15 protein-coding genes, 2 tRNA genes and 1 pseudogene are annotated in these 18,107 nt (G+C 50.0%); 6 read left to right on the top strand and 12 right to left on the bottom strand.

Going from position 1 to position 18,107, the window contains the following annotated elements; genetic code table 11:
• Positions 1–13: 13 nt before the first annotated feature.
• The 3 genes from VRZ32_RS09315 to VRZ32_RS09305 form a co-directional block, all read right to left on the bottom strand.
• Positions 14–928 (bottom strand): ABC transporter permease subunit, encoded by a 915-nt coding sequence (locus tag VRZ32_RS09315; RefSeq protein WP_414525462.1) that lies wholly within the window; start codon positions 926–928, stop codon positions 14–16.
• Between the two features lie 24 nt (positions 929–952).
• Positions 953–1,837, bottom strand: coding sequence for a carbohydrate ABC transporter permease (locus VRZ32_RS09310; protein ID WP_414525461.1), 885 nt, complete (start codon positions 1,835–1,837; stop codon positions 953–955).
• 133 nt (positions 1,838–1,970) lie between these two features.
• Positions 1,971–3,350 (bottom strand): extracellular solute-binding protein, encoded by a 1,380-nt coding sequence (locus VRZ32_RS09305; RefSeq protein ID WP_414525460.1) that lies wholly within the window; start codon positions 3,348–3,350, stop codon positions 1,971–1,973.
• Between the two features lie 372 nt (positions 3,351–3,722).
• On the opposite strand from VRZ32_RS09305, the pseudogene VRZ32_RS09300 reads away from it, so the two are divergent.
• Positions 3,723–4,450, top strand: a pseudogene (locus tag VRZ32_RS09300) (IS5 family transposase); the annotation flags it as partial.
• Positions 4,451–4,575: 125 nt separating this feature from the next.
• Here the strand turns inward: VRZ32_RS09300 and VRZ32_RS09295 are convergent.
• Together VRZ32_RS09295 and VRZ32_RS09290 are read right to left on the bottom strand one after the other, a co-directional pair.
• Positions 4,576–5,520, bottom strand: a complete 945-nt coding sequence (locus VRZ32_RS09295; protein ID WP_414525459.1) for a DMT family transporter — start codon at positions 5,518–5,520, stop codon at positions 4,576–4,578.
• A gap of 348 nt (positions 5,521–5,868) precedes the next feature.
• Entirely contained in the window at positions 5,869–6,621 is a 753-nt protein-coding gene (locus VRZ32_RS09290) for a metallophosphoesterase (RefSeq protein WP_414525458.1), read from the bottom strand.
• 263 nt (positions 6,622–6,884) lie between these two features.
• Here VRZ32_RS09290 and ettA point away from each other — a divergent pair, with 263 nt between their 5' ends.
• Both ettA and tam read left to right on the top strand, forming a co-directional pair.
• The gene (gene ettA / locus VRZ32_RS09285) at positions 6,885–8,540 is read left to right on the top strand and encodes an energy-dependent translational throttle protein EttA (protein WP_414525457.1); all 1,656 of its coding nucleotides are present in this window, start codon (positions 6,885–6,887) and stop codon (positions 8,538–8,540) included.
• Positions 8,541–8,752: 212 nt separating this feature from the next.
• Positions 8,753–9,541, top strand: a complete 789-nt coding sequence (gene tam / locus VRZ32_RS09280; RefSeq protein ID WP_414525456.1) for a trans-aconitate 2-methyltransferase — start codon at positions 8,753–8,755, stop codon at positions 9,539–9,541.
• 30 nt (positions 9,542–9,571) lie between these two features.
• Here tam and VRZ32_RS09275 read toward each other — a convergent pair whose 3' ends face one another.
• From VRZ32_RS09275 to VRZ32_RS09255, 5 genes are all read right to left on the bottom strand, one after another.
• Positions 9,572–10,726 carry an OpgC family protein gene (locus VRZ32_RS09275; RefSeq protein ID WP_414525455.1) on the bottom strand — a complete coding sequence of 385 codons (1,155 nt, stop codon included), beginning with the start codon at positions 10,724–10,726 and terminating at the stop codon, positions 9,572–9,574.
• A gap of 127 nt (positions 10,727–10,853) precedes the next feature.
• Positions 10,854–11,189: a DMT family transporter gene (locus VRZ32_RS09270; RefSeq protein WP_414525454.1), complete on the bottom strand. Its 336-nt coding sequence runs from the start codon at positions 11,187–11,189 to the stop codon at positions 10,854–10,856.
• 34 nt (positions 11,190–11,223) lie between these two features.
• Positions 11,224–12,129 (bottom strand): acetylglutamate kinase, encoded by a 906-nt coding sequence (argB, locus tag VRZ32_RS09265; RefSeq protein WP_414525453.1) that lies wholly within the window; start codon positions 12,127–12,129, stop codon positions 11,224–11,226.
• An 88-nt stretch (positions 12,130–12,217) separates the two neighbouring features.
• Positions 12,218–12,595, bottom strand: a complete 378-nt coding sequence (locus tag VRZ32_RS09260) for a DUF423 domain-containing protein (protein WP_414525452.1) — start codon at positions 12,593–12,595, stop codon at positions 12,218–12,220.
• Between the two features lie 528 nt (positions 12,596–13,123).
• Positions 13,124–13,197, bottom strand: a tRNA-Gln gene (locus VRZ32_RS09255).
• A 245-nt stretch (positions 13,198–13,442) separates the two neighbouring features.
• Here VRZ32_RS09255 and VRZ32_RS09250 point away from each other — a divergent pair.
• Positions 13,443–13,865: a hypothetical protein gene (locus VRZ32_RS09250; protein ID WP_414525451.1), complete on the top strand. Its 423-nt coding sequence runs from the start codon at positions 13,443–13,445 to the stop codon at positions 13,863–13,865.
• On the opposite strand, the gene VRZ32_RS09245 is transcribed toward VRZ32_RS09250, so the two are convergent.
• Both VRZ32_RS09245 and VRZ32_RS09240 read right to left on the bottom strand, forming a co-directional pair.
• Positions 13,862–14,515, bottom strand: a complete 654-nt coding sequence (locus tag VRZ32_RS09245) for an IS1595 family transposase (RefSeq protein ID WP_414525450.1) — start codon at positions 14,513–14,515, stop codon at positions 13,862–13,864. The two genes, VRZ32_RS09250 and VRZ32_RS09245, sit on opposite strands and share 4 nt — an antisense overlap.
• A gap of 867 nt (positions 14,516–15,382) precedes the next feature.
• Positions 15,383–15,459 (bottom strand) — tRNA-Arg (locus VRZ32_RS09240).
• A gap of 131 nt (positions 15,460–15,590) precedes the next feature.
• Between VRZ32_RS09240 and VRZ32_RS09235 the strand changes: the two genes are divergently transcribed.
• Both VRZ32_RS09235 and VRZ32_RS09230 read left to right on the top strand, forming a co-directional pair.
• Positions 15,591–16,511 (top strand): thermonuclease family protein, encoded by a 921-nt coding sequence (locus tag VRZ32_RS09235; protein ID WP_414525449.1) that lies wholly within the window; start codon positions 15,591–15,593, stop codon positions 16,509–16,511.
• 20 nt (positions 16,512–16,531) lie between these two features.
• Positions 16,532–18,013 carry a M48 family metalloprotease gene (locus VRZ32_RS09230; RefSeq protein WP_414525448.1) on the top strand — a complete coding sequence of 494 codons (1,482 nt, stop codon included), beginning with the start codon at positions 16,532–16,534 and terminating at the stop codon, positions 18,011–18,013.
• Positions 18,014–18,107 lie beyond the last annotated feature (94 nt).

Here is an 18,107-nt window from a genome sequence, read left to right as displayed (position 1 = left end):
TGTCATCAGCACTTTACTTCTCGGTTGAAATCAGACCCCGTACGAACCAGCGCTGGGCAATGATCATGACCGCAAGCGGTGGCGCCATGATAATCAGCGTGCCAGCCATTGCTACGTTCCAGTTCGGTAAGCCTGCAGACTCGGGGATGAGAGAGCGCAATTGGATTGTTGCGGTCGCATACTCGGCTTCCGTAGTGACGAGCAGCGGCCAGAGATACTGGTTCCAGGTTGAAACGAAGATAATCGTCGATAATGCGATCATTGTCGTACGCGAGAGCGGTAGCAACACGTCAAAGAAAAAGCGTATCGGACCCGAACCATCCATCCGTGATGCTTCAACCAGCTCATCGGGTACTGTCATGAAAAACTGCCGGTAAAGGAAGGTGCCCGTGGCCGTTGCAATGAGCGGGAGGATCAGACCCGTGTGGGAATTCAGCAGGTTCCATTGCAGCCGGATATCGATACCTGCCAATTGTTGCAGTAACCAATTGATACCCAGCATATCAAGCACAGCAGTAATGGGCCCGAATGCATTGGCCGCAACCGCGTAGGTGGGAACAATACGCACTTCCAGTGGCAGCATCAGCGTGACAAAAATCAGCCAGAATACAACCATGCGGCCGCGATATCGAAAAAATACAATTGAAAATGCCGTGATCGAAGCAAAGAAAATCTTAGCTAAAGCCACGCCAGAGGCAAAAATCAGGCTGTTTATGAGTGCTGTACCGAGGTTCGCCTCATGCCAGGCTGCTTGCAAATTTTCAAGCAGATGGCTGCCAGGTATGAGAGGCATCGGCACCTGATTAACTGTGTGCAGATCATGAGATGCAGCGATCAGCACAATGGCAAACGGAAGAAGGGCCACTATGAGGCCGCACAGTAATGCACACTGCGTGAAAAAATTAAAAATGGGCGTGCGTTCAATCATCGTATAGTCCTGCTTCTAAAGCTCTTACCGATAGTGCACGCGCCGCTCAATGAAGCGGAACTGGATGAACGTCAAAAACATCACAAGAATCATCAGAATAATGCTTTGTGCCGCCGCGCTCGAGTAATCAAGACCTTTGAAGCCATCGAAGAAAATCTTGTAAACCATCAGCTCGGTTGCTCGATCTGGGCCACCTTCGGTCATGATGTCGACAATGCCGAATGAATCCTGGAAGCTCTCGGTAATGGTGATTACCAGGATGAAAAAGATTGTCGGCGTCAACAGTGGTAGCTGAATGTCACGCATTCGGCGCAAGGGGCCACATCCATCCATTGCGGCAGCCTCTATCAGTGAGCGCGGAATGCTCTGCAGAGCCGATAGGAAGAAGATGAAATTATAACCAAGATACTTCCACGAAAAGGCGATGGTAATGGCTATCATCGCCTGTGTGCCATTCAATGCAGGATTCCAGACGCCGGGCCAAATTTGATTGAGGTAAGCCAGAAATCCAGCCTCGGGCGCCAGGATAAAACGAAAAGCCAGCGCCAATGCAGGTGCGGCGATGGCATAAGGCCATGCCAAAACTGCGCGGCTAATACCATGACCACGCAGCTCACGGTCTGTCATAAGCGCAAGAAATAAGGCCCCGCCCATTGCAAGCATTGTGCTGCATGCTGCAAACACGATGCTTCGAATAACAGAGTTCCAGTAAAACGGATCACTAAGAATGGCAACAAAGTTGGTCAAACCGACCCATTCACTGGTGCCACCCCAAGGGCGCTGTAACGTAAAGGCCCAAAACAGAGCTTGCCCCGTTGGCCAATAGAAAAACGTAAAAACAAGCAAGATCTGCGGCACAATCAATGCCGCGCCTAGCCACCTGTTCTTAAAATAGGCGCGTCTTTCCATGGGGTTTTCCGCTCAATAAAATTGATAATTACTTGTTTGCCAAAATTCTCTTAAAGATCACCATAAGTATGCAATTAAGCGCCGATGATTCCAAGAATATGTTTCGACCCGTGTCATTTTAAGTTACTGCAGATTAAGGAAGTGCCTGTCCTTTATATGTTGCTTCGTAGCGACGCAGGCTCATATTTCCACGCTTTACGAGTTGCTTGAGGCCATCTTCTACAGATAATTTATTGGAGAAAATCGCTTGCATTGCATTGCTGAATTCCATCCGGATCTGCTGAAGAGTTCCAAGCCGCATCCCTCGTGTGAAAGCAGAAGGTGATGAGAATTCAACGCTCTCAATAGCCAATTCCCGACCTTTAATGCCAGGCTGCTCATAAAAGCCTTTGCCCACCATATAGTCGATACTGCTCTTAGTAACGGGAATGTATCCCGTCGCTTGCGACCATTTCATGGTTTCTTCTGGACTGCTAATGAATTTAAGAAATGCACTAGCCCCCCGATACTCATCAGGAGTTTTGCCATTCAGCACCCATAATGAGGCACCACCAGCAAGTGATTTATTGCGCTTATGCCCTTCATAAACCGGATAAAGCGCAACATCCCAGTTCATTCCCTTGGGGGCTGTGCTACCAACAACGCCATGCTGGCCAACCGAAATAAGCGTTGCCTGGCATTCGCCAGACGTAAATGCTGACGCCATATCTTGTCCGGTTTCCTTGGATTTGATGCGCAGGAGACCCTCATCATACCAACGCTTGAGATCGCCAACAAAGCGGGCAAATAAGGTTTTGTCCACCACCAGTTCTGCTCCAAGACCATCATAGCCATTGCTTTTTGTAGAAACAGGCTGGTTATGGATAGTGGAGAACTGCTCCATCAGCTGGAAACTTTCATCAGCCGAGATATTGATAGCAAAAGGGCACTGATAACCTGCTGCTTTTAATTCACGAAATGCAGTATCAGCTTCTTCCCATGTTGCGGGTGCGCGGTCCCGCCCAATCTTTTTAAAGGCGTCTTTATTCCAATATAACAATGTCGTCGAAGAGTTATAGGGAATGGAATAAAGCTCTCCTTTAGAGGTCATATAGCCTGATGCAATAGTTGGAAGATAATCGTCCCAATTAATTGAATATCCCTCATCCGCCATTAATTTTTTAACGGGATAAAACGCATCGGAAAGCATGATATCGAGCGTTGAAACATCATATAATTGAACGATTGTGGGTTGTTTATTGACCCGGTAAGCGGCAACGGTATTCTGGGTTGTCGCTACGTAACTGCCTTGAGACAGGCAAGCAATCTGAAATTCAGATTGAGATTCGTTGAAGCGTTGGCACTGTTCCTGGACATTTTTTGCCACGTCACCAGAGTTGCCAAACCAGAAATCGATGCGAATCCGTGGCGCAGCTGTTGAATCTGCGAGGACAGGCGAAGTAACGCAGGCCATGAGCGCCAGTGCGCTCACAACTCTCGTAAGTCTTGCGGACATCTTACTAACGCTGATCATACTCGTTATTCACGGGCTGCAAGCGCGCTCAAATAACATGGGCACGCCTTCATGAACGATGGAAGACTAAATTTTGAGCGCTTCTAATGACTATGCGCTCAAACGTCAATTCATTTTTGTGGCTTCAATGACCATTACCTTACATAAAAATGAATGTTTCGATACGCTAGAAATAACAATTCCATCGCTTTTATTGTGCAATATTAATCACACAACATCAAAACTTATCATTTTATTTATCGGCAGAATATGTAAATTAGGTTAAGCCTTCAAATTAACGAATATTTATAAGTGTTTTGATTCACTCCCATCATCGCTTTAATTTTGAGGTTTCTGATGGGTGGATATCCTTTTTATATCAATGACATTGCCTGGTCCAAATTGCAGGATTTGTTGCCGAAGGTGAAGCGGGGACGGCGGCGTGTAAATGATCGGCGGGTCGTATCGGGGATTGTTTATGTTCTTCAGTCGGGTGTGATGTGGCGGCAGGCTCCGGCGATTTACGGACCACACAAAACACTTTACACGCGCTATCAACGCTGGAACGCTCAGGGCGTCTGGACGCGTATTTTTCAGGCTTTATCCGAAAAAGACGCGCAAGATGAGACACTTATGATAGATTCGACCACGATACGGGTACAGCGTTCGGCTCTTGGCGCCCAAAAAAAGGATGTCCTGCCACAGGTCGATCTTGCGGCGGTTGGACGAGTAAAATCCACCTGGCCTGTAACGGGCGCGGCAAACCCGTCGCATGGTTGATCACGGGTGGCAACATTCACGATGTTTGCCTCGCCCCGCTGCTGATCAACGCCTGCAATCATCCAAATTTACGCCAGATACTGGCGGATACAGGCTATGTTTCCAAAGACATCCGCGCCTGCGTTGAAGCCGCAAACATCACATATTGTGTGCCAGACCGAAAAAATGCAAAAGTCAAAAATACAATTGATACAGAGCTTTATAAAAAAAGATGGAGGGTGGAGGCATGCTTTGCCAAACTCAAAAACTGGCGCCGCATCGCTACACGATATGACAAATCAGCTCAATCGTTCCTCAACGCCGTAACAATCGCTATCTTATTCTCGTATTACTTAATTTGAATCCTCAGCCTACACCTGAGACTAATGTATGCTTTATTTGTGAGTCTTATATGCTTGTTGAGGTAGGCGGGTGACTGTTTATGGCGAGGGTAAGGCAGTAATAATTTAAAAACTTATCTTTAATCCTACAATCCAATAGATGCAGGAAGCTCAGTTGGATCGGGTGTTTCGGTGGATTGAGGCGCTTGCGCTTGCTCTCGCAAGAATAGGAATATTCCCGCGCCAACAATGATAGCTGCGCCCAAAAGTGTAGTGATCTTTGGAATCTCGTCGAAAAATAAATATCCGAACACAACTGCCCAGATGATGAGCGTATATTGATAAGGTATAACAACGGAGGCTGGTGCCAATTTTAGGGCGCGATTAACACACAGATAAGCGCTCATTGAGACGACACCAAGCGTGCCCATCATCACAAAACCCATCATGTTCGGCGCGACCCAGCCAAATGGCGCGGCAATCAACCCCAATATAAGGCTGGCAATGATCTGGGTCGTGACCAGATGCACATCTCCGGTGCCGCGTGACATGCGGGTTAGCACCATTAAACCCGAAAATGACAGGCTGCCGCCAAGCGCAATAAGGGAAGGCCAGGAGAGAGAGGCAATCGATGGGCCAAGAGCCGTCAATACGCCTCCAAAACCTATGGCGACTGCAACCCACTGTGCCATACCAACACGTTCTCGCAGGAAAAGTGCTGACATTACCATGACATAAATGGGACCAGCGAGGTAGAATGTCATAACGTCTGCAAGAGGCAAGTAAGCTACAGCCCAGTAAAATAGAGCAACGTCTCCAGTCGCGCAAAGTGCACGAGCGATTTGTACGCGTGGGCGTGGCAGATGCCAAAATGACCGTAGACCCTGCCGTAGAATGAAGGGAGAGAGGATCAGCAACGCTGCGAGGGAGCGAATGAGCAGGATCTGCCCAACGGAATAGGTGGCAACAAGCCACTTACCCATCACATCATTGGCGCCAAAAACGAATAAGCCAAACACCATTAGGCCAATACCGGCAACGGTGGCATTTGTCACGAGGGAGGGGGTAGGCACAACTGTAGTATCAGACATGATGGTGCCACAAGTCACTGATAATAGGTCATTAATTATTGAGCTATATCGCTTCAAACTATGTCGGATTTACGGCTTTATATTTAAGTGAGACAAAATGCTTTTTTGTCTTGCGCAGATAATGATCACTACATTTCGTCGTTTTTCTGCCTGATAAGAAGGCTTAAAAGCAAAAAATCATTTCATATCTATGATGGCGTCAAAATCCATATCTTGCCATATCTATTTGATTATAATGTTGAATTAAAAATATCTTTCCGGCAATCAAGAGCGTTAAAATTCATTTGCTGGTTTTAGACGAATCATGGGTAGGCATAAGCATTGGCTATAGAGTAATGCCAAGTTATATCAGCTGACCTGCAGCAAACGCATTCTGTTGCCGCTGATAACAAGCCCCGAAAGAATACCCCAGTTTACTACCCCGCTATCGAGATCGATTCGGTGACGGTTTCTGAAATCGATAGTCCGGCGAGGAATGTGCCCATGTAGCACGGCAACGCCTTCAGGATAGGGGCCAGGGGTGTCGAGCCATTCGCGGCGAACCCACATAAGAGTATGAGGGTCTTGCCGATCAAGGGGGAGTGAAGGATCAATACCAGCATGCACAAACACCAGCTGTCCAATGCGATGGATGACGGGTGTGTCTTCAAGCCATTGCGCAAGATCCTCGCCGAATTTAGCACGAAATTCAGCAGGCGTGATTTGTCCGGGATCGAGCCCCATCTGAGTAAACATGCCCATGCCGCCACCGTCAAGCCAAGGCTCCAGCGCTTCTTCCGATCCACCTAGATAGGCAAGGAAACGATCTTCATGGTTGCCGCGTAAGGTGATGGTCGTTGTGCCGGCAACACCTTGACGGGCGAGCAAAAGCGCCTCGCGATTGCGAGGTCCGCGATCAATCAGATCACCAAGATGAATGACAGTTGCTTCATCGGGGCCAATTTCATCCAGCTCACGCTTGATAGCATCATGCATTGTATCAAGCAGATGCGCATGGCCGTGAACGTCGCCGATCGCCGCTACAAAGTGTCCTTCAGGAATGGTTCGGATGGCCGGTTGCCAGTCAAAACGTAGCACATTAGGCCGGGTGAGGGTCTGCATTCATTCGCCTGAGTCAAAAGCAACTAAAATTATAGAAACGATTCTCTCTTTCCTTCAACCCACAGAGTGCGATAATAGCGCTTCTCGCACAGCCGATTTTTACTTTTCAGGGCATCCTGAACATACATATAGGTCCACAAACGTGCTGTTGCGCTTGAAGCATGCGCTTGTGCCTGCTAACTGCTTCTCAGCAATGTTTTTTGGAAATCAACATGTATGGGTGCTGTAACATGCATCCGTCGTGTTCATCAGCAGAGAGACCAATGGCCTCCTACCAGTACGTTTATCATATGCATGGCTTGTCCAAGACTTTCCCCGGCGGGAAGAAGGTCCTCGACAATGTACATCTGTCCTTTTATCCCGGCGCAAAGATCGGTGTGCTTGGTGTCAACGGTGCCGGTAAATCGACGCTGCTGCGCATCATGGCTGGTACTGACAAGGATTACAGTGGTGAAGCCTGGGCGGCAGAAGGCGCGCGCGTTGGCTACCTGCCACAGGAACCGCAGCTGGATCCTACAAAGACCGTGCGCGAGAATGTGATGGAGGGCGTGGCCGAAAAGAAGGCCATTCTTGACAAGTACAACGAACTCGCCATGAACTACTCGGAAGAAACCGCTGATGAGATGACGCGGTTGCAAGACGCTATCGAAGCGCAGGATCTTTGGGATCTGGATAGTCGCGTTGATCAGGCGATGGATGCACTGCGTTGCCCGCCTGATGATGCGAATATTGAGAGCCTCTCGGGCGGTGAAAAGCGTCGCGTGGCGTTATGCAAGCTTTTGCTCTGGCAGCCCGATCTGCTGCTGCTCGATGAACCAACCAACCATCTTGATGCTGAAACAGTGGCATGGCTTGAAGGGCATCTGCGTCAATATCCCGGCGCAATCCTGATTGTTACCCATGATCGATACTTCCTCGACAACGTGACGAGCTGGATTCTTGAGCTCGATCGTGGCCGTGGCATTCCTTATGAGGGCAATTACTCCTCATGGTTGACGCAGAAGCAGAAGCGTCTGGCGCAGGAGGGCCGCGAGGACGAAGCGCATCAGCGCACGCTTGAGCGTGAGAGCGAGTGGATGGCGGCTTCTCCCCGTGCCCGTCAGGCAAAGAGCAAGGCGCGTATCCAGCGTTATGAAGAGCTCGTGCAGAAGGCTAACGAAAAAGGCCCAACAACTGCACAGATCATCATTCCGATTGCCGAGCGACTTGGTAACAACGTTATCAATTTCGAGAATCTCAATAAGGGTTTTGGCGATCAGCTGCTGATTGAGGATCTGAGCTTCAAACTGCCTCCGGGTGGTATCGTGGGCGTCATTGGTCCAAACGGTGCAGGTAAAACCACGCTGTTCCGGATGATCACCGAACAGGAAAAACCGGATGCAGGATCGATCACCATCGGTGAATCGGTCCAGCTTGGTTATGTTGATCAGTCGCGCGATGCGCTTGATGATAAAAAGACCGTATGGGAAGAAGTCTCTGGCGGTAATGATGTCATCTATCTGGGCAAGCGCGAAATTAACTCGCGGGCTTATTGCTCTGCCTTTAACTTCAAGGGTGGTGATCAGCAGAAGAAGGTCGGCATGCTATCAGGTGGTGAGCGTAACCGCGTCCATCTTGCCAAGATGCTGAAGTCGGGTGCGAACGTACTGTTGCTCGACGAACCAACCAACGATCTGGACGTTGAAACCTTGCGCGCGCTTGAAGAGGCGCTGGAAGACTTCGCCGGTTGCGCTGTTATCATCAGCCATGATCGTATGTTCCTTGACCGGATTGCAACCCACATTCTGGCCTTCGAAGGCGATAGCCATGTCGAATGGTTCGAGGGTAACTTCCAGGATTATGAGGAAGACAAAAAGCGCCGTCTGGGTATCGATTCCACCATACCCAAGCGCATTCAGTACAAAAAATTTGGGCGGTAAGCCGGCCATATATGAGAGCGAAATGCATTATTGCTGTTTCGCTCTCATCTTTTTTGCATCCAAGTGCACTCGAAAGCGTTACTGTATCAGATCAGAGAGCGAATGCCGCTCTCTGGCTTCTTTTGATGCATTGTTAAAGAGCGCCATTTCTGCGGTTGCTTGAATAAGCGGCGCTCTAGCCATTTTTTGCTTTCATGCATGAGGGGGCTACTATGCCGCAATGGGATGCGCGTCAGTATCTTAAGTTTGAGAATGAACGTACACGCCCTGCGCGGGATCTGTTGGCCCAGGTGCCCCTCACTGCACCCCGTATGGTCGCGGATCTGGGGTGTGGGCCGGGAAATTCCACGCAACTGCTCGTGGAACGCTTTCCGAAGGCGCGAGTGATTGGGGTAGATACTGCGCCCGACATGCTCGAAAAAGCACGTATACGTTTGCCGCATGTCCAGTTTCTCGAAGGCGATGTCGCTGCAGCTTCCCAAAGCTCAGAAGATTCTTGGCGCGATCATGGGCCCTTTGATCTTCTCTATGCCAATGCTGTGCTGCAATGGTTGCCCGATCATGCAACGCTACTGCCATCACTTGTTGAACTGCTGACGCGGGGCGGCGTTCTCGCGGTACAGATGCCTGATAATCTCGATCAGCCATCGCACCGCTTAATTCGCGAAGTTGCGGCTGCGGGACCATGGTCGGCCCGCCTTGCCGGTATTGAGCGCATGAAGCTCGCATGCGTTACGGCATATTACGATATGCTGACCCCATATATGCGGCGGGTTGATATCTGGCATACGATTTACCAACATCCACTTGATGATGTGAACGCTATTGCAGAATGGGGTAAGGGCACTGGTCTGCTGCCCTATCTTGGTCTGCTTGATGCATCTGAACAGGCTTTATTTCTGGCTGATTATACCGAGAAGCTGGCCGCACATTATCATATGCGGGCTGATGGAAAGGTGTTGTTAGCCTTTCCACGCCTTTTCATTGTGGCACAAAAGTAAGGGCCTCTGTGTGGGGAAAAATGGCCATAATCATGCCGCTGCGGTCGTCGGATGAGTCTGCACTTCGGCTGGATTTGTATCTGTAGGGCGTTCTACAAAACGGGCAAACCAGTACAGGCACATGATACCTGCTGGCACGACAATCAGCCCCGTAAGCGTTGTGCCGGAAAGGCGGGTGCCTTCTGTTACAGTGGAGACGATCTGTCCCATGCTGCTGAGCACTGATCCCAGGGCAAACACACCAAGACCATGCCGACCCATCAATGCCATGAATTGCCCGAAACGGCCAGCGAGTATGCGCTCTCCAATACGGAAGTGGACGAGCAAAAATGCAAGCGCGATAAAGTGTGTTAGCCGCATCACGCTCATATCCGTCTTGTCGAAGCCGCCCAGCGCACGCACGGTATCAAACAGGCCGGGGCGGAAGCCGAAGGCATTGGTGACAATCAGAGCGGCGATACCAATAAACGCCATGGCTGAAAAAACCAGAAGTGGAGAAGTCGGCAATTTCACGTTGGAGCGACGCATCATCACCCCGATAACCATACCAATCACGAATACGAATTGCCACGCAAACGGGTTGAGGAACCAAAGCCCCGTAACTGGCCAGCTGGGCAGATTGACTTGCGGTGCCTGCGCAATGGCATAGACAATGAATGAAACAGAAAGCGTTATTAATGGCCACCGCCATGCTGACATAAGCAGGAAAGGCGCCAGAAACACCAGCAGGATATAGAGCGGCAAGATATTATAATAACCTAGCTGATGGCCAAGGCTTAGAACGCCTAAAAGCGCTGCAACAGGTGCATCAAAAATCACGTCCCGGCCATGCCCTAGAAGGAAAATTTCCTTGCTGCTCACGACAAAAGCAATGGCAAATAAGGTTATGGCTGTAAAAGTAAGTAAAATGTGGATTGTGTAGAGCAGGAATGTGCGGCGCCATGCTTTGTTGATAACGCTGCGCAGGTCATGACGCGCGATGCGCTTACCCCACGCCAGCGCAACAGACAGACCAGCGATAAAGACAAATGCCTCGGCAGAGTCCGAAAAGCCGAAATTGCGGGGCGTTATGGTCTCGAAAATATTACCCGGAACGTGATTGATAAAAATGATGATGAGCACAAGTCCGCGCCAGAAGTCGATAGTATCAATGCGACCAGTTCCAATCCGGTTGCCATTCTGCAATGCACTGCCCTCCGCATGACCTGCTGGCCATGGTATAGTTATTCTGAAACGTGGCCCGGAAATGGTCGTTCCGTGTGAAAAGTAATTAGGTGTGCGTTAGCGCACATTTGCCGTTTGGATTGTTATTTCAATGCCCCACGGTTTTTGAGAGCAGATTGATGATGGCAACGCCAGCGATAATCAGTCCCAATCCCAGGATGGCAGGGCCATCAAGCTTTTGATTGAAGGCAATAACACCGATAGCCGCAATCAGTATAATGCCCGCACCGCTCCATATGGCATATGCGATGCCCACCGGTATCTGCTTGAGTGTTAATGATAAGCAATAGAATGCAATCGCATACCCCACTCCTGTCGTGATGGAGGGCAGGATGCGTGTGAAACCATCTGATGCCTTGAGCGCAGAGGTCGCAATGACCTCGCAAACGATAGCGATTGCGAGGAATATATAAGCGTTATTCATATAGGATATTATTCCAGAAGCCTTTGTACGCTGATTAGCGGGTGATCAGCGTACCCGCGCCGTGGTCGGTATAAAGCTCAAGCAAGACAGAATGTGATACCTTGCCATCCAAAATAACCACACCTTCAACGCCTTGTTCGAGTGCGTAAATGCAAGTCTCGACCTTGGGGATCATACCCCCCGTGATGGTGCCATCGGCAATCAATCGACGGCACTCGTCTATAGTGAGCTCAGGCAGGAGTTCCTTGTTCTTATCGAGTACACCTGGCACATCTGTCAGCAATAGCAAGCGTTTGGCGCGCATGGCACCAGCTATTGCGCCTGCAAAGGTATCTGCATTGATATTGTATGTAGCGCCATCTTCGCCGGGGGCAACCGGGGCGAGTACCGGAATAAGCTCTGCACCAAGCACAGCATCAAGCACAGCACGGTTGACGCGCTGGGGTTCGCCGACGAAGCCAAGATCAACGGCCTTTTCTTCGTTGGTCGCAGGATCGATCACACTGCGCGTAACCTTACGTGCTGTGACCATATTGCCATCCTTGCCGCATAGGCCAATGGCATGTCCGCCTTCTGCTGCGATGGTGCCAACTATTTGTTTATTGATGGCACCTGCCAGTACCATCTCAACCACCTCAACGGTGGCCTTGTCGGTAACCCGCAGCCCGGCCTGAAATTCTGATTCAATTCCAAGGCGCTTAAGCATACCGCCAATCTGCGGTCCGCCGCCATGCACAACAATGGGACGCACGCCGGATTGCTCAAGCAACACGACATCTTCAGCAAAATCTTCTGCGGCAGAAGCATCGCCCATGGCATGGCCGCCATATTTGATCACTACGACCTGCTGATCATAGCGTTGCATATGGGGCAGGGCCTGGACGAGGATCTCAGCCTGGGTGAAGACGTCAGGTAGTTCAGGTGAAGAACGGTTGGTCATGACGGGCGCCAATCCTGCAGAACGATTCTCATAATTTGTGCCCTTCTACAGGACATAAGCATGTATGTCGCCTTAGAATTTTATCCGCCTAATGTGCGGTGATTGCATGCCTGCTGGTTGCAAGAGCTGCAATAGCGATAATTAGCCAGCCAGCAATCAGTATCATGCCGCCTATTGGCGCGGCCATAAAAAACAGGGATTGGCCTTCAAGCGCCCGCAGCGCCAGCTCTCCGCTGAATAAGGCGCCACCAATGAATATCAGTCCTCCACCAACATGCGCTATCAAACGCCGCACTAGTCCTGTGTGAATAAGGGCTGGAACTGCCAAGAGTACGGGCGCATGAAAAAGCAGAAAATGAGCTGCGATAGTGAGGTTTTCAGCGCCTGCCGCATGGGCCGCAAAGCCTGAAGCCACGGTGCCCAATAATCCGAATAGAGCGCCCAAGATAATCAGTGTACGATCCATAATGACAGCCCTCATAAGATATTGAAGTATTCTGTCGTGTTTGTCTAATTTTGCTACTGATTTCAAGAGATTTTGGGATGAGGTGGTCTTTTCGCCGTGATAGCTGCATTGCCCATTATAATAAGTGCTTAGCGCAAGAATACGCTTTGCATCTTAACGCGTTATGCATGGAAACTTCCGATTAATTCACTGCTGAGAAGTCAAAATAGCATGGACTATGTCAGGTGGAGGATTGGAGTGTGTTGTCATTCTTTTAGCAGACATATTCTGGGATTGCAGAATATGGTCTGCCATAAGAGCCCTGAGGAGATCTCCAACTATTCTTCCAAACATAAACAGCCATGCTCGGGATTTTTGGATGCTCGAATCTAGCGGCGATGTAGCCATCCAAAAGCGCGGCCAAGTTGGCTGCTAACCGGGTGCCTAACTAGCTAAACATTTGCTATGTGATTGGAGTAGGTTGCAGAAACAGCTTTACGGATGCCTTAAAGGCATATCGGCCGAACAGAAAGCTTAGGAAAAAAGTGTTGGCTGGGGAACCTGGATTCGAACCAGGACTGACGGAGTCAGAGTCCGCAGTTCTACCGTTAAACTATTCCCCAACAAAGGATTGCCTAATTATGTTGGTATTATTTGAATGAAATACCAAGGCAAAGCCTACAAGCAGCATCTGATGCATCGCTTGTTGATTTGTTTCTTAGACGGGCTCTCTTTATCCGTCAAGCAGAGAGTGAAAATTATCCACTGGTCTTTATAGGGGCAATTTATAACTAAACTGGCGTTTTCAATAAATGGAAATTGGTGTCCCGATGGGGTCTCAAGCATTCGTTGTAAGTGGCTGGGACAGATGGATGAATCTGGCATGCACCTGCTAACGTGTCTTGGCGAGCAATATGGAGCGTTGGTGTCATTCAAGGATGGCAAGCTGGTATTTGCGGAACGAAACGCGGGAATCTCTGGTTCTGGCCAGGCGATGGCGGCTCTCGTCATAAACCGGCCTGATCTGGTGGCAGGCTCATGCCATGTGTGTTTTGCTGATCGTGGCAAGCAAAAGCGCAAAGAGGTTGAGATTGAGTCTGATGAAGTTGCATCAGCGTCTTATAGTCTGCCCGAAGCTTATGCTTCTGAAGATGAAGCGAAAAAGGCTGCAAAAGCTAAGGTGCGGGAGCAGCAGGCTGGCTCTGATACGATTGAATTTTCCGTGATCGGTAATCTTGATCTGAAGGTGACAGTTCTATTTAAATGGGGCTGTAGTAGATATCGCTCCTAATAGCACCATTTTTTGAGGATTGCGAGTTGCTGTTTTGGTGTTCCGAAATTGAAGCGGAATTCGCATTCCTTGAGAAACAAATGGAAATTTTGTTTGGGTATTCCGTTGTATTTTCTGAGCACCTTTTTCGCCTGGTTCCAGAAGTTTTCGATCCCATTAATATGGTTTGTTTTCTCTTCGGAAAAATGGGTTGAGTGGTTGATACGGAAATGGTGAAACTCGCTCACATCGAGCGCATTGTAGCTGTGATAGCTATCCGTATAGACAATGCTATCTGGAGCTATCTTATTGCGAATAATAGGCATTAATGTGTTTGTCTTTGTGTCATGAATGATCTTTGTATAGACTTTACCTCCACGTTTTAGCAAGCCAAACACCACGACTTTTCCGGCAGCCCCTCGGCCCCGTTTACCCTTGCGTGCGCCACCGAAATAAGACTCATCCAGCTCAACCTCACCGCCGAATATTTCTTCCGCCAGCTGCTCCAGCTGAGCCGCAATCACCTGGCGGATTTTATGGTAAAACAGCGCCGCTGTGTTGGGCTGAATGCCAAGCAAATCAGCTGCCGAGCGGGCCGTCACTTCCAGCACAAAAAACTCAAGCAGGCGATGCTGATGTTTCCTTGTTAATTTACAGCGTGTTAGCTTCATTGCAGTAGTTTAGCATCAATGCTTATCTACTACAGCCCCTTAGTAAATAACCCTCGAATTGGCGGCTCCGTCTGGTATTTCAAACGACGATGACGTTTTTGCCCGCCTTTATGCGGGCATTTTTTTGGGAGGTCACCGTGGTTCGTAAAGTCACGACCTTCGTCATTGGAAAGCTGAAGCAATGAGAGGGATGCCGGTTGAAAGTTTATCGCGATTCCGCTGGTGTCTATTGATTATGGTCATACAGGGTCGGATGTAAAACCGGGCATGCAGATCACATACAAGCGCAGGCTGACAGGATGTTGATGGATGATCTCGCGCGATTTGAGGCGCGGTTGATCAAGAGGTGAAGGTGCCGCTAAACGATAACTAGTTTGGCGTGTTGGTATAAAGCCACCGTCAAAGGTCAGAAAGTCGTTCTGGCTGGACTTGTGAATTATTGCGCTGGCATTTGCAGGCTGAAAGCCTTTCCACTACAGCCAATCGTTATCGGGAGACCGTTGATAAGCGCAAGCACTGAACGTGCTCTGCCGTCTATATCTGCCTGGGCCAGTCCGGTGAAGGTGAGAGTGCCCAACTGGTGATGATCCATTGGCAGTTGCTGCGCGTGAGCGTGCGGGCAAGGGCGATGCCAACCGGCGCATATCAGCTCTGGTTGACTGGTATGGGTGTGTCAGGCGTCAATACGCCCGAGATGACCGTGAATTCGTGTCAGGTGCAGTTGTGGAGATCAATCTAATTGTAAATCTGGAGAAGCCCCCTCGAAACGAATCGAGAAGCAGAGAGTGCCCAAACTAATCCAGGGAATCAGGAAAGTTGAACAATTATTTAAAATTATACAACAAAAACAATGATATGAAAATTTGTTGGTGTCCCGGAAGGGATTCGAACCCCTGACCTACGGTTTAGGAAACCGTTGCTCTATCCTGCTGAGCTACCGGGACCCACAGCGAGGTCGCGCAAGCGTTTATAGCCTATTGTTCAGTGATTTTCATATGAGAATGCCATCAAAGACATTAGCCATGAAAAATCAGCATCATACTGCACTTCACAGGTACAGGGAGTTTCTATTAACATGCATCTAATGATTATGCATTGGTTCTTTTTACATTTACAGCGCCTTTTCACAGATGCATCCGCTCTTGTCCGTGGCGGTGTGATAGCGTTTCTGCTGTCATTCCTTTCTGGAGGCGGTGCGCTTGCCGATTCTACATGTGTGGATCTCACCACAGTGGGCAAAACGCCCGTCACGATTGCAAGTATATCCGAGCGTGCTGAATTGATGCTCACCGATGGGCGGACTATCCGGCTATCCGGTCTGGCGTTTTTTGATGAGGCGCGGGCAGCTTCAGCCATGCGTGATATTGTGCATGAAACCAGTGCATCACTCCCACTAATCAGCTCAAGTACTGACCGCTGGGGACGCTATAGCGGGCAGATTGCTATTATCCGTGACGGTCGCACGGAGCTCCTTGCTGAATCTCTTGTTGAACATGGTGTTGCGTTAATGCGGTCAGATGATGCTCTTTCGTTCGGCGGTGGGCGTCGCGCATCTTCCGTTCTGTCTGCGGCTGCATGTCTCAAGCGTCTGGAGGTATTGGAGGCAGAGGCGCGAAGAGGCAAACGTGGCATTTGGGGCGAGCCTTACGCTTTGCCCATTGAAACGAACGATAGTCATCGGCTGCTGCAACTAGAGGGGCAGTTTATCGTTGTTTCTGGTAAGGTCATTTCCATTGGCGAGCGACGGGCTATGACCTTTCTTAATTTTGGGCATAGCTGGCGCAGGGATTTTTCGGTTATGATTGCACGGGATGAATGGGATAAAATGGTGCGGGAAGGCATTTCGGCCCAAACTTTGATCAATAAGCGTGTTTTGGTTCGCGGTAATCTGCTGGTGCGGGAGAATGCTTTGGGGCAGAAAAATATGGAGGCTGGTATAGCGCCGCTAATCAGGTTATCAGGAGCGCGCAATATCTCCATCATGGACACGGACTGATCGACGTGCAGAGTTCATCCTTGCAACGCATTTCTCCATGGCTCGCTGGCGCCAGACCACTGGCGGTTACGCGTGTGTCGGTTTCCCTGATTACGCTGATACTGGGGGCATGTGCTGTTACGCCCAATGTGAAGTCCACGGGTGAAGCGGTGCCTCGTGAGGCACCACGGGTTACTGGTCTCAAAAATGCTGTCGAGCGAGAGCATGTGCGACTCGTAACCGCATTTGGCGGTAGCTATAACGCACCAGCTGCCCAACGTATGCTTGAAGAGCTTGTGGCGCGTCTTGTGCCGGCAACCGATAGCCCCAATCAGAATTATCGGGTGACTATTCTCGACTCACCTCTTGTTAATGCGTTCGCCCTGCCAACAGGGAACATCTACGTTACACGGGGGCTGCTCGCTTTGGCGAATGATGCGTCTGAGTTGGGCGGTGTGATGGCGCATGAGATGGCGCACGTGACAGCAAGCCACGCCATGGCGCGTGATGAGCTGGAAAAACGGACGGATCTCATCAGTCGTGTCAACGCACATGTGTTGAATGATCCGGCCGGTGGTGAAGCGTTTCGTGCGAATGCACAAGGTACTATTGCAGGCTTCTCGCGTGAGCAGGAACTGGAGGCTGATCGGATTGGTATCCGTACCAGTGCGCGCGCGGGCTATGATCCTTATGGTTCCGCTCGATTCCTGGAGGCGTTGGATCGCAGTGTCCGGTTTGGCAAGTCGGGCAATGGGCAATCCGCAAATGCCGCTAATTTTTTGGCGACCCACCCCAGTACGCCTCAACGTATAGCCCTTGCATTGCGCGCGGCCCGTGAAGTATCTGCGCCAGGCGTCGGAGAGCGCGACAGAAACGCTTATCTTGCTGCGATTGATGGGATTACATGGGGTGATGACCCTATGAATGGTGAGGTGCGGGGGCGCGTATTCCGTCATCCGCGGCTTGGAATTACCTTTACGGCACCTCAAGGATTTACACTCGATAATTCCAATCAGGCTGTATTGGGCGTTTCACGCGGAGGTGAGCTTGCGCTACGTCTGGATGCGGTGGAGCTTGCGCCGTCCGAGGCGCTTGATACGTTCTTGAGTTCTGGTTGGATTGATGGAGTATCTACAGAAAGCACAGCATTAACCACGGTTAATGGCCAGCCCGCAGCGACAGGTGTAGCACGCGGGAACAACTGGATTTTCTACCTGGGAGCCGTGCGCTTTGATACAACAGTATTCCGCCTTGTAATTGCCACGCGGCAACGCGATGCGCAAGTTGAACGCGATTTCCAGATGGCGCTCGAAAGCGTGCGGAAGATGTCGCCAGCAGAAATACGGGCGATCAAGCCATTGCGGATTCGGATTGTCACGGCCACTGACAGCGATACGTCTGAAACCCTGGCTGAACGTATGGCGCTTACGTCCATGGCATTAGAGCGTTTCCGTGTGCTGAACGGTTTGCGACCGGGAGAAAAACTGGTTGCAGGTCAGCGATATAAGGTGGTTGCCGAATAGCTGCTGCAGGTTGCAGGCTTGGAAATAGCTCCTGCATACACGGGTGCAGTTTGGCAAAAGCCTGACTGCGGCACTTCAGTTAAAATCTATACAG

The sequence above is a fragment of the Pseudochelatococcus sp. G4_1912 genome (assembly GCF_047501465.1).
Taxonomy (GTDB): Bacteria; Pseudomonadota; Alphaproteobacteria; order Rhizobiales; family Beijerinckiaceae; genus Pseudochelatococcus.
The sequence above is the reverse complement of the archived record's forward strand: the minus strand, read 5'-3'. Positions and strand labels throughout refer to the sequence as shown.

Bases quoted from the DNA above. Each gene is read 5' to 3' on its own strand.
- VRZ32_RS09235 (WP_414525449.1), top strand. From the start codon at position 15,591: ATGCATCTAATGATTATGCATTGGTTCTTTTTACATTTACAGCGCCTT.
- tam (WP_414525456.1), top strand. From the start codon at position 8,753: ATGCCGCAATGGGATGCGCGTCAGTATCTTAAGTTTGAGAATGAACGT.
- VRZ32_RS09305 (WP_414525460.1), bottom strand. From the start codon at position 3,350: ATGATCAGCGTTAGTAAGATGTCCGCAAGACTTACGAGAGTTGTGAGC.
- VRZ32_RS09310 (WP_414525461.1), bottom strand. From the start codon at position 1,837: ATGGAAAGACGCGCCTATTTTAAGAACAGGTGGCTAGGCGCGGCATTG.
- VRZ32_RS09270 (WP_414525454.1), bottom strand. From the start codon at position 11,189: ATGAATAACGCTTATATATTCCTCGCAATCGCTATCGTTTGCGAGGTC.
- VRZ32_RS09315 (WP_414525462.1), bottom strand. From the start codon at position 928: ATGATTGAACGCACGCCCATTTTTAATTTTTTCACGCAGTGTGCATTA.
- VRZ32_RS09245 (WP_414525450.1), bottom strand. From the start codon at position 14,515: ATGAAGCTAACACGCTGTAAATTAACAAGGAAACATCAGCATCGCCTG.
- VRZ32_RS09260 (WP_414525452.1), bottom strand. From the start codon at position 12,595: ATGGATCGTACACTGATTATCTTGGGCGCTCTATTCGGATTATTGGGC.
- VRZ32_RS09295 (WP_414525459.1), bottom strand. From the start codon at position 5,520: ATGTCTGATACTACAGTTGTGCCTACCCCCTCCCTCGTGACAAATGCC.
- argB (WP_414525453.1), bottom strand. From the start codon at position 12,129: ATGACCAACCGTTCTTCACCTGAACTACCTGACGTCTTCACCCAGGCT.
- VRZ32_RS09290 (WP_414525458.1), bottom strand. From the start codon at position 6,621: ATGCAGACCCTCACCCGGCCTAATGTGCTACGTTTTGACTGGCAACCG.
- VRZ32_RS09250 (WP_414525451.1), top strand. From the start codon at position 13,443: ATGGATGAATCTGGCATGCACCTGCTAACGTGTCTTGGCGAGCAATAT.
- ettA (WP_414525457.1), top strand. From the start codon at position 6,885: ATGGCCTCCTACCAGTACGTTTATCATATGCATGGCTTGTCCAAGACT.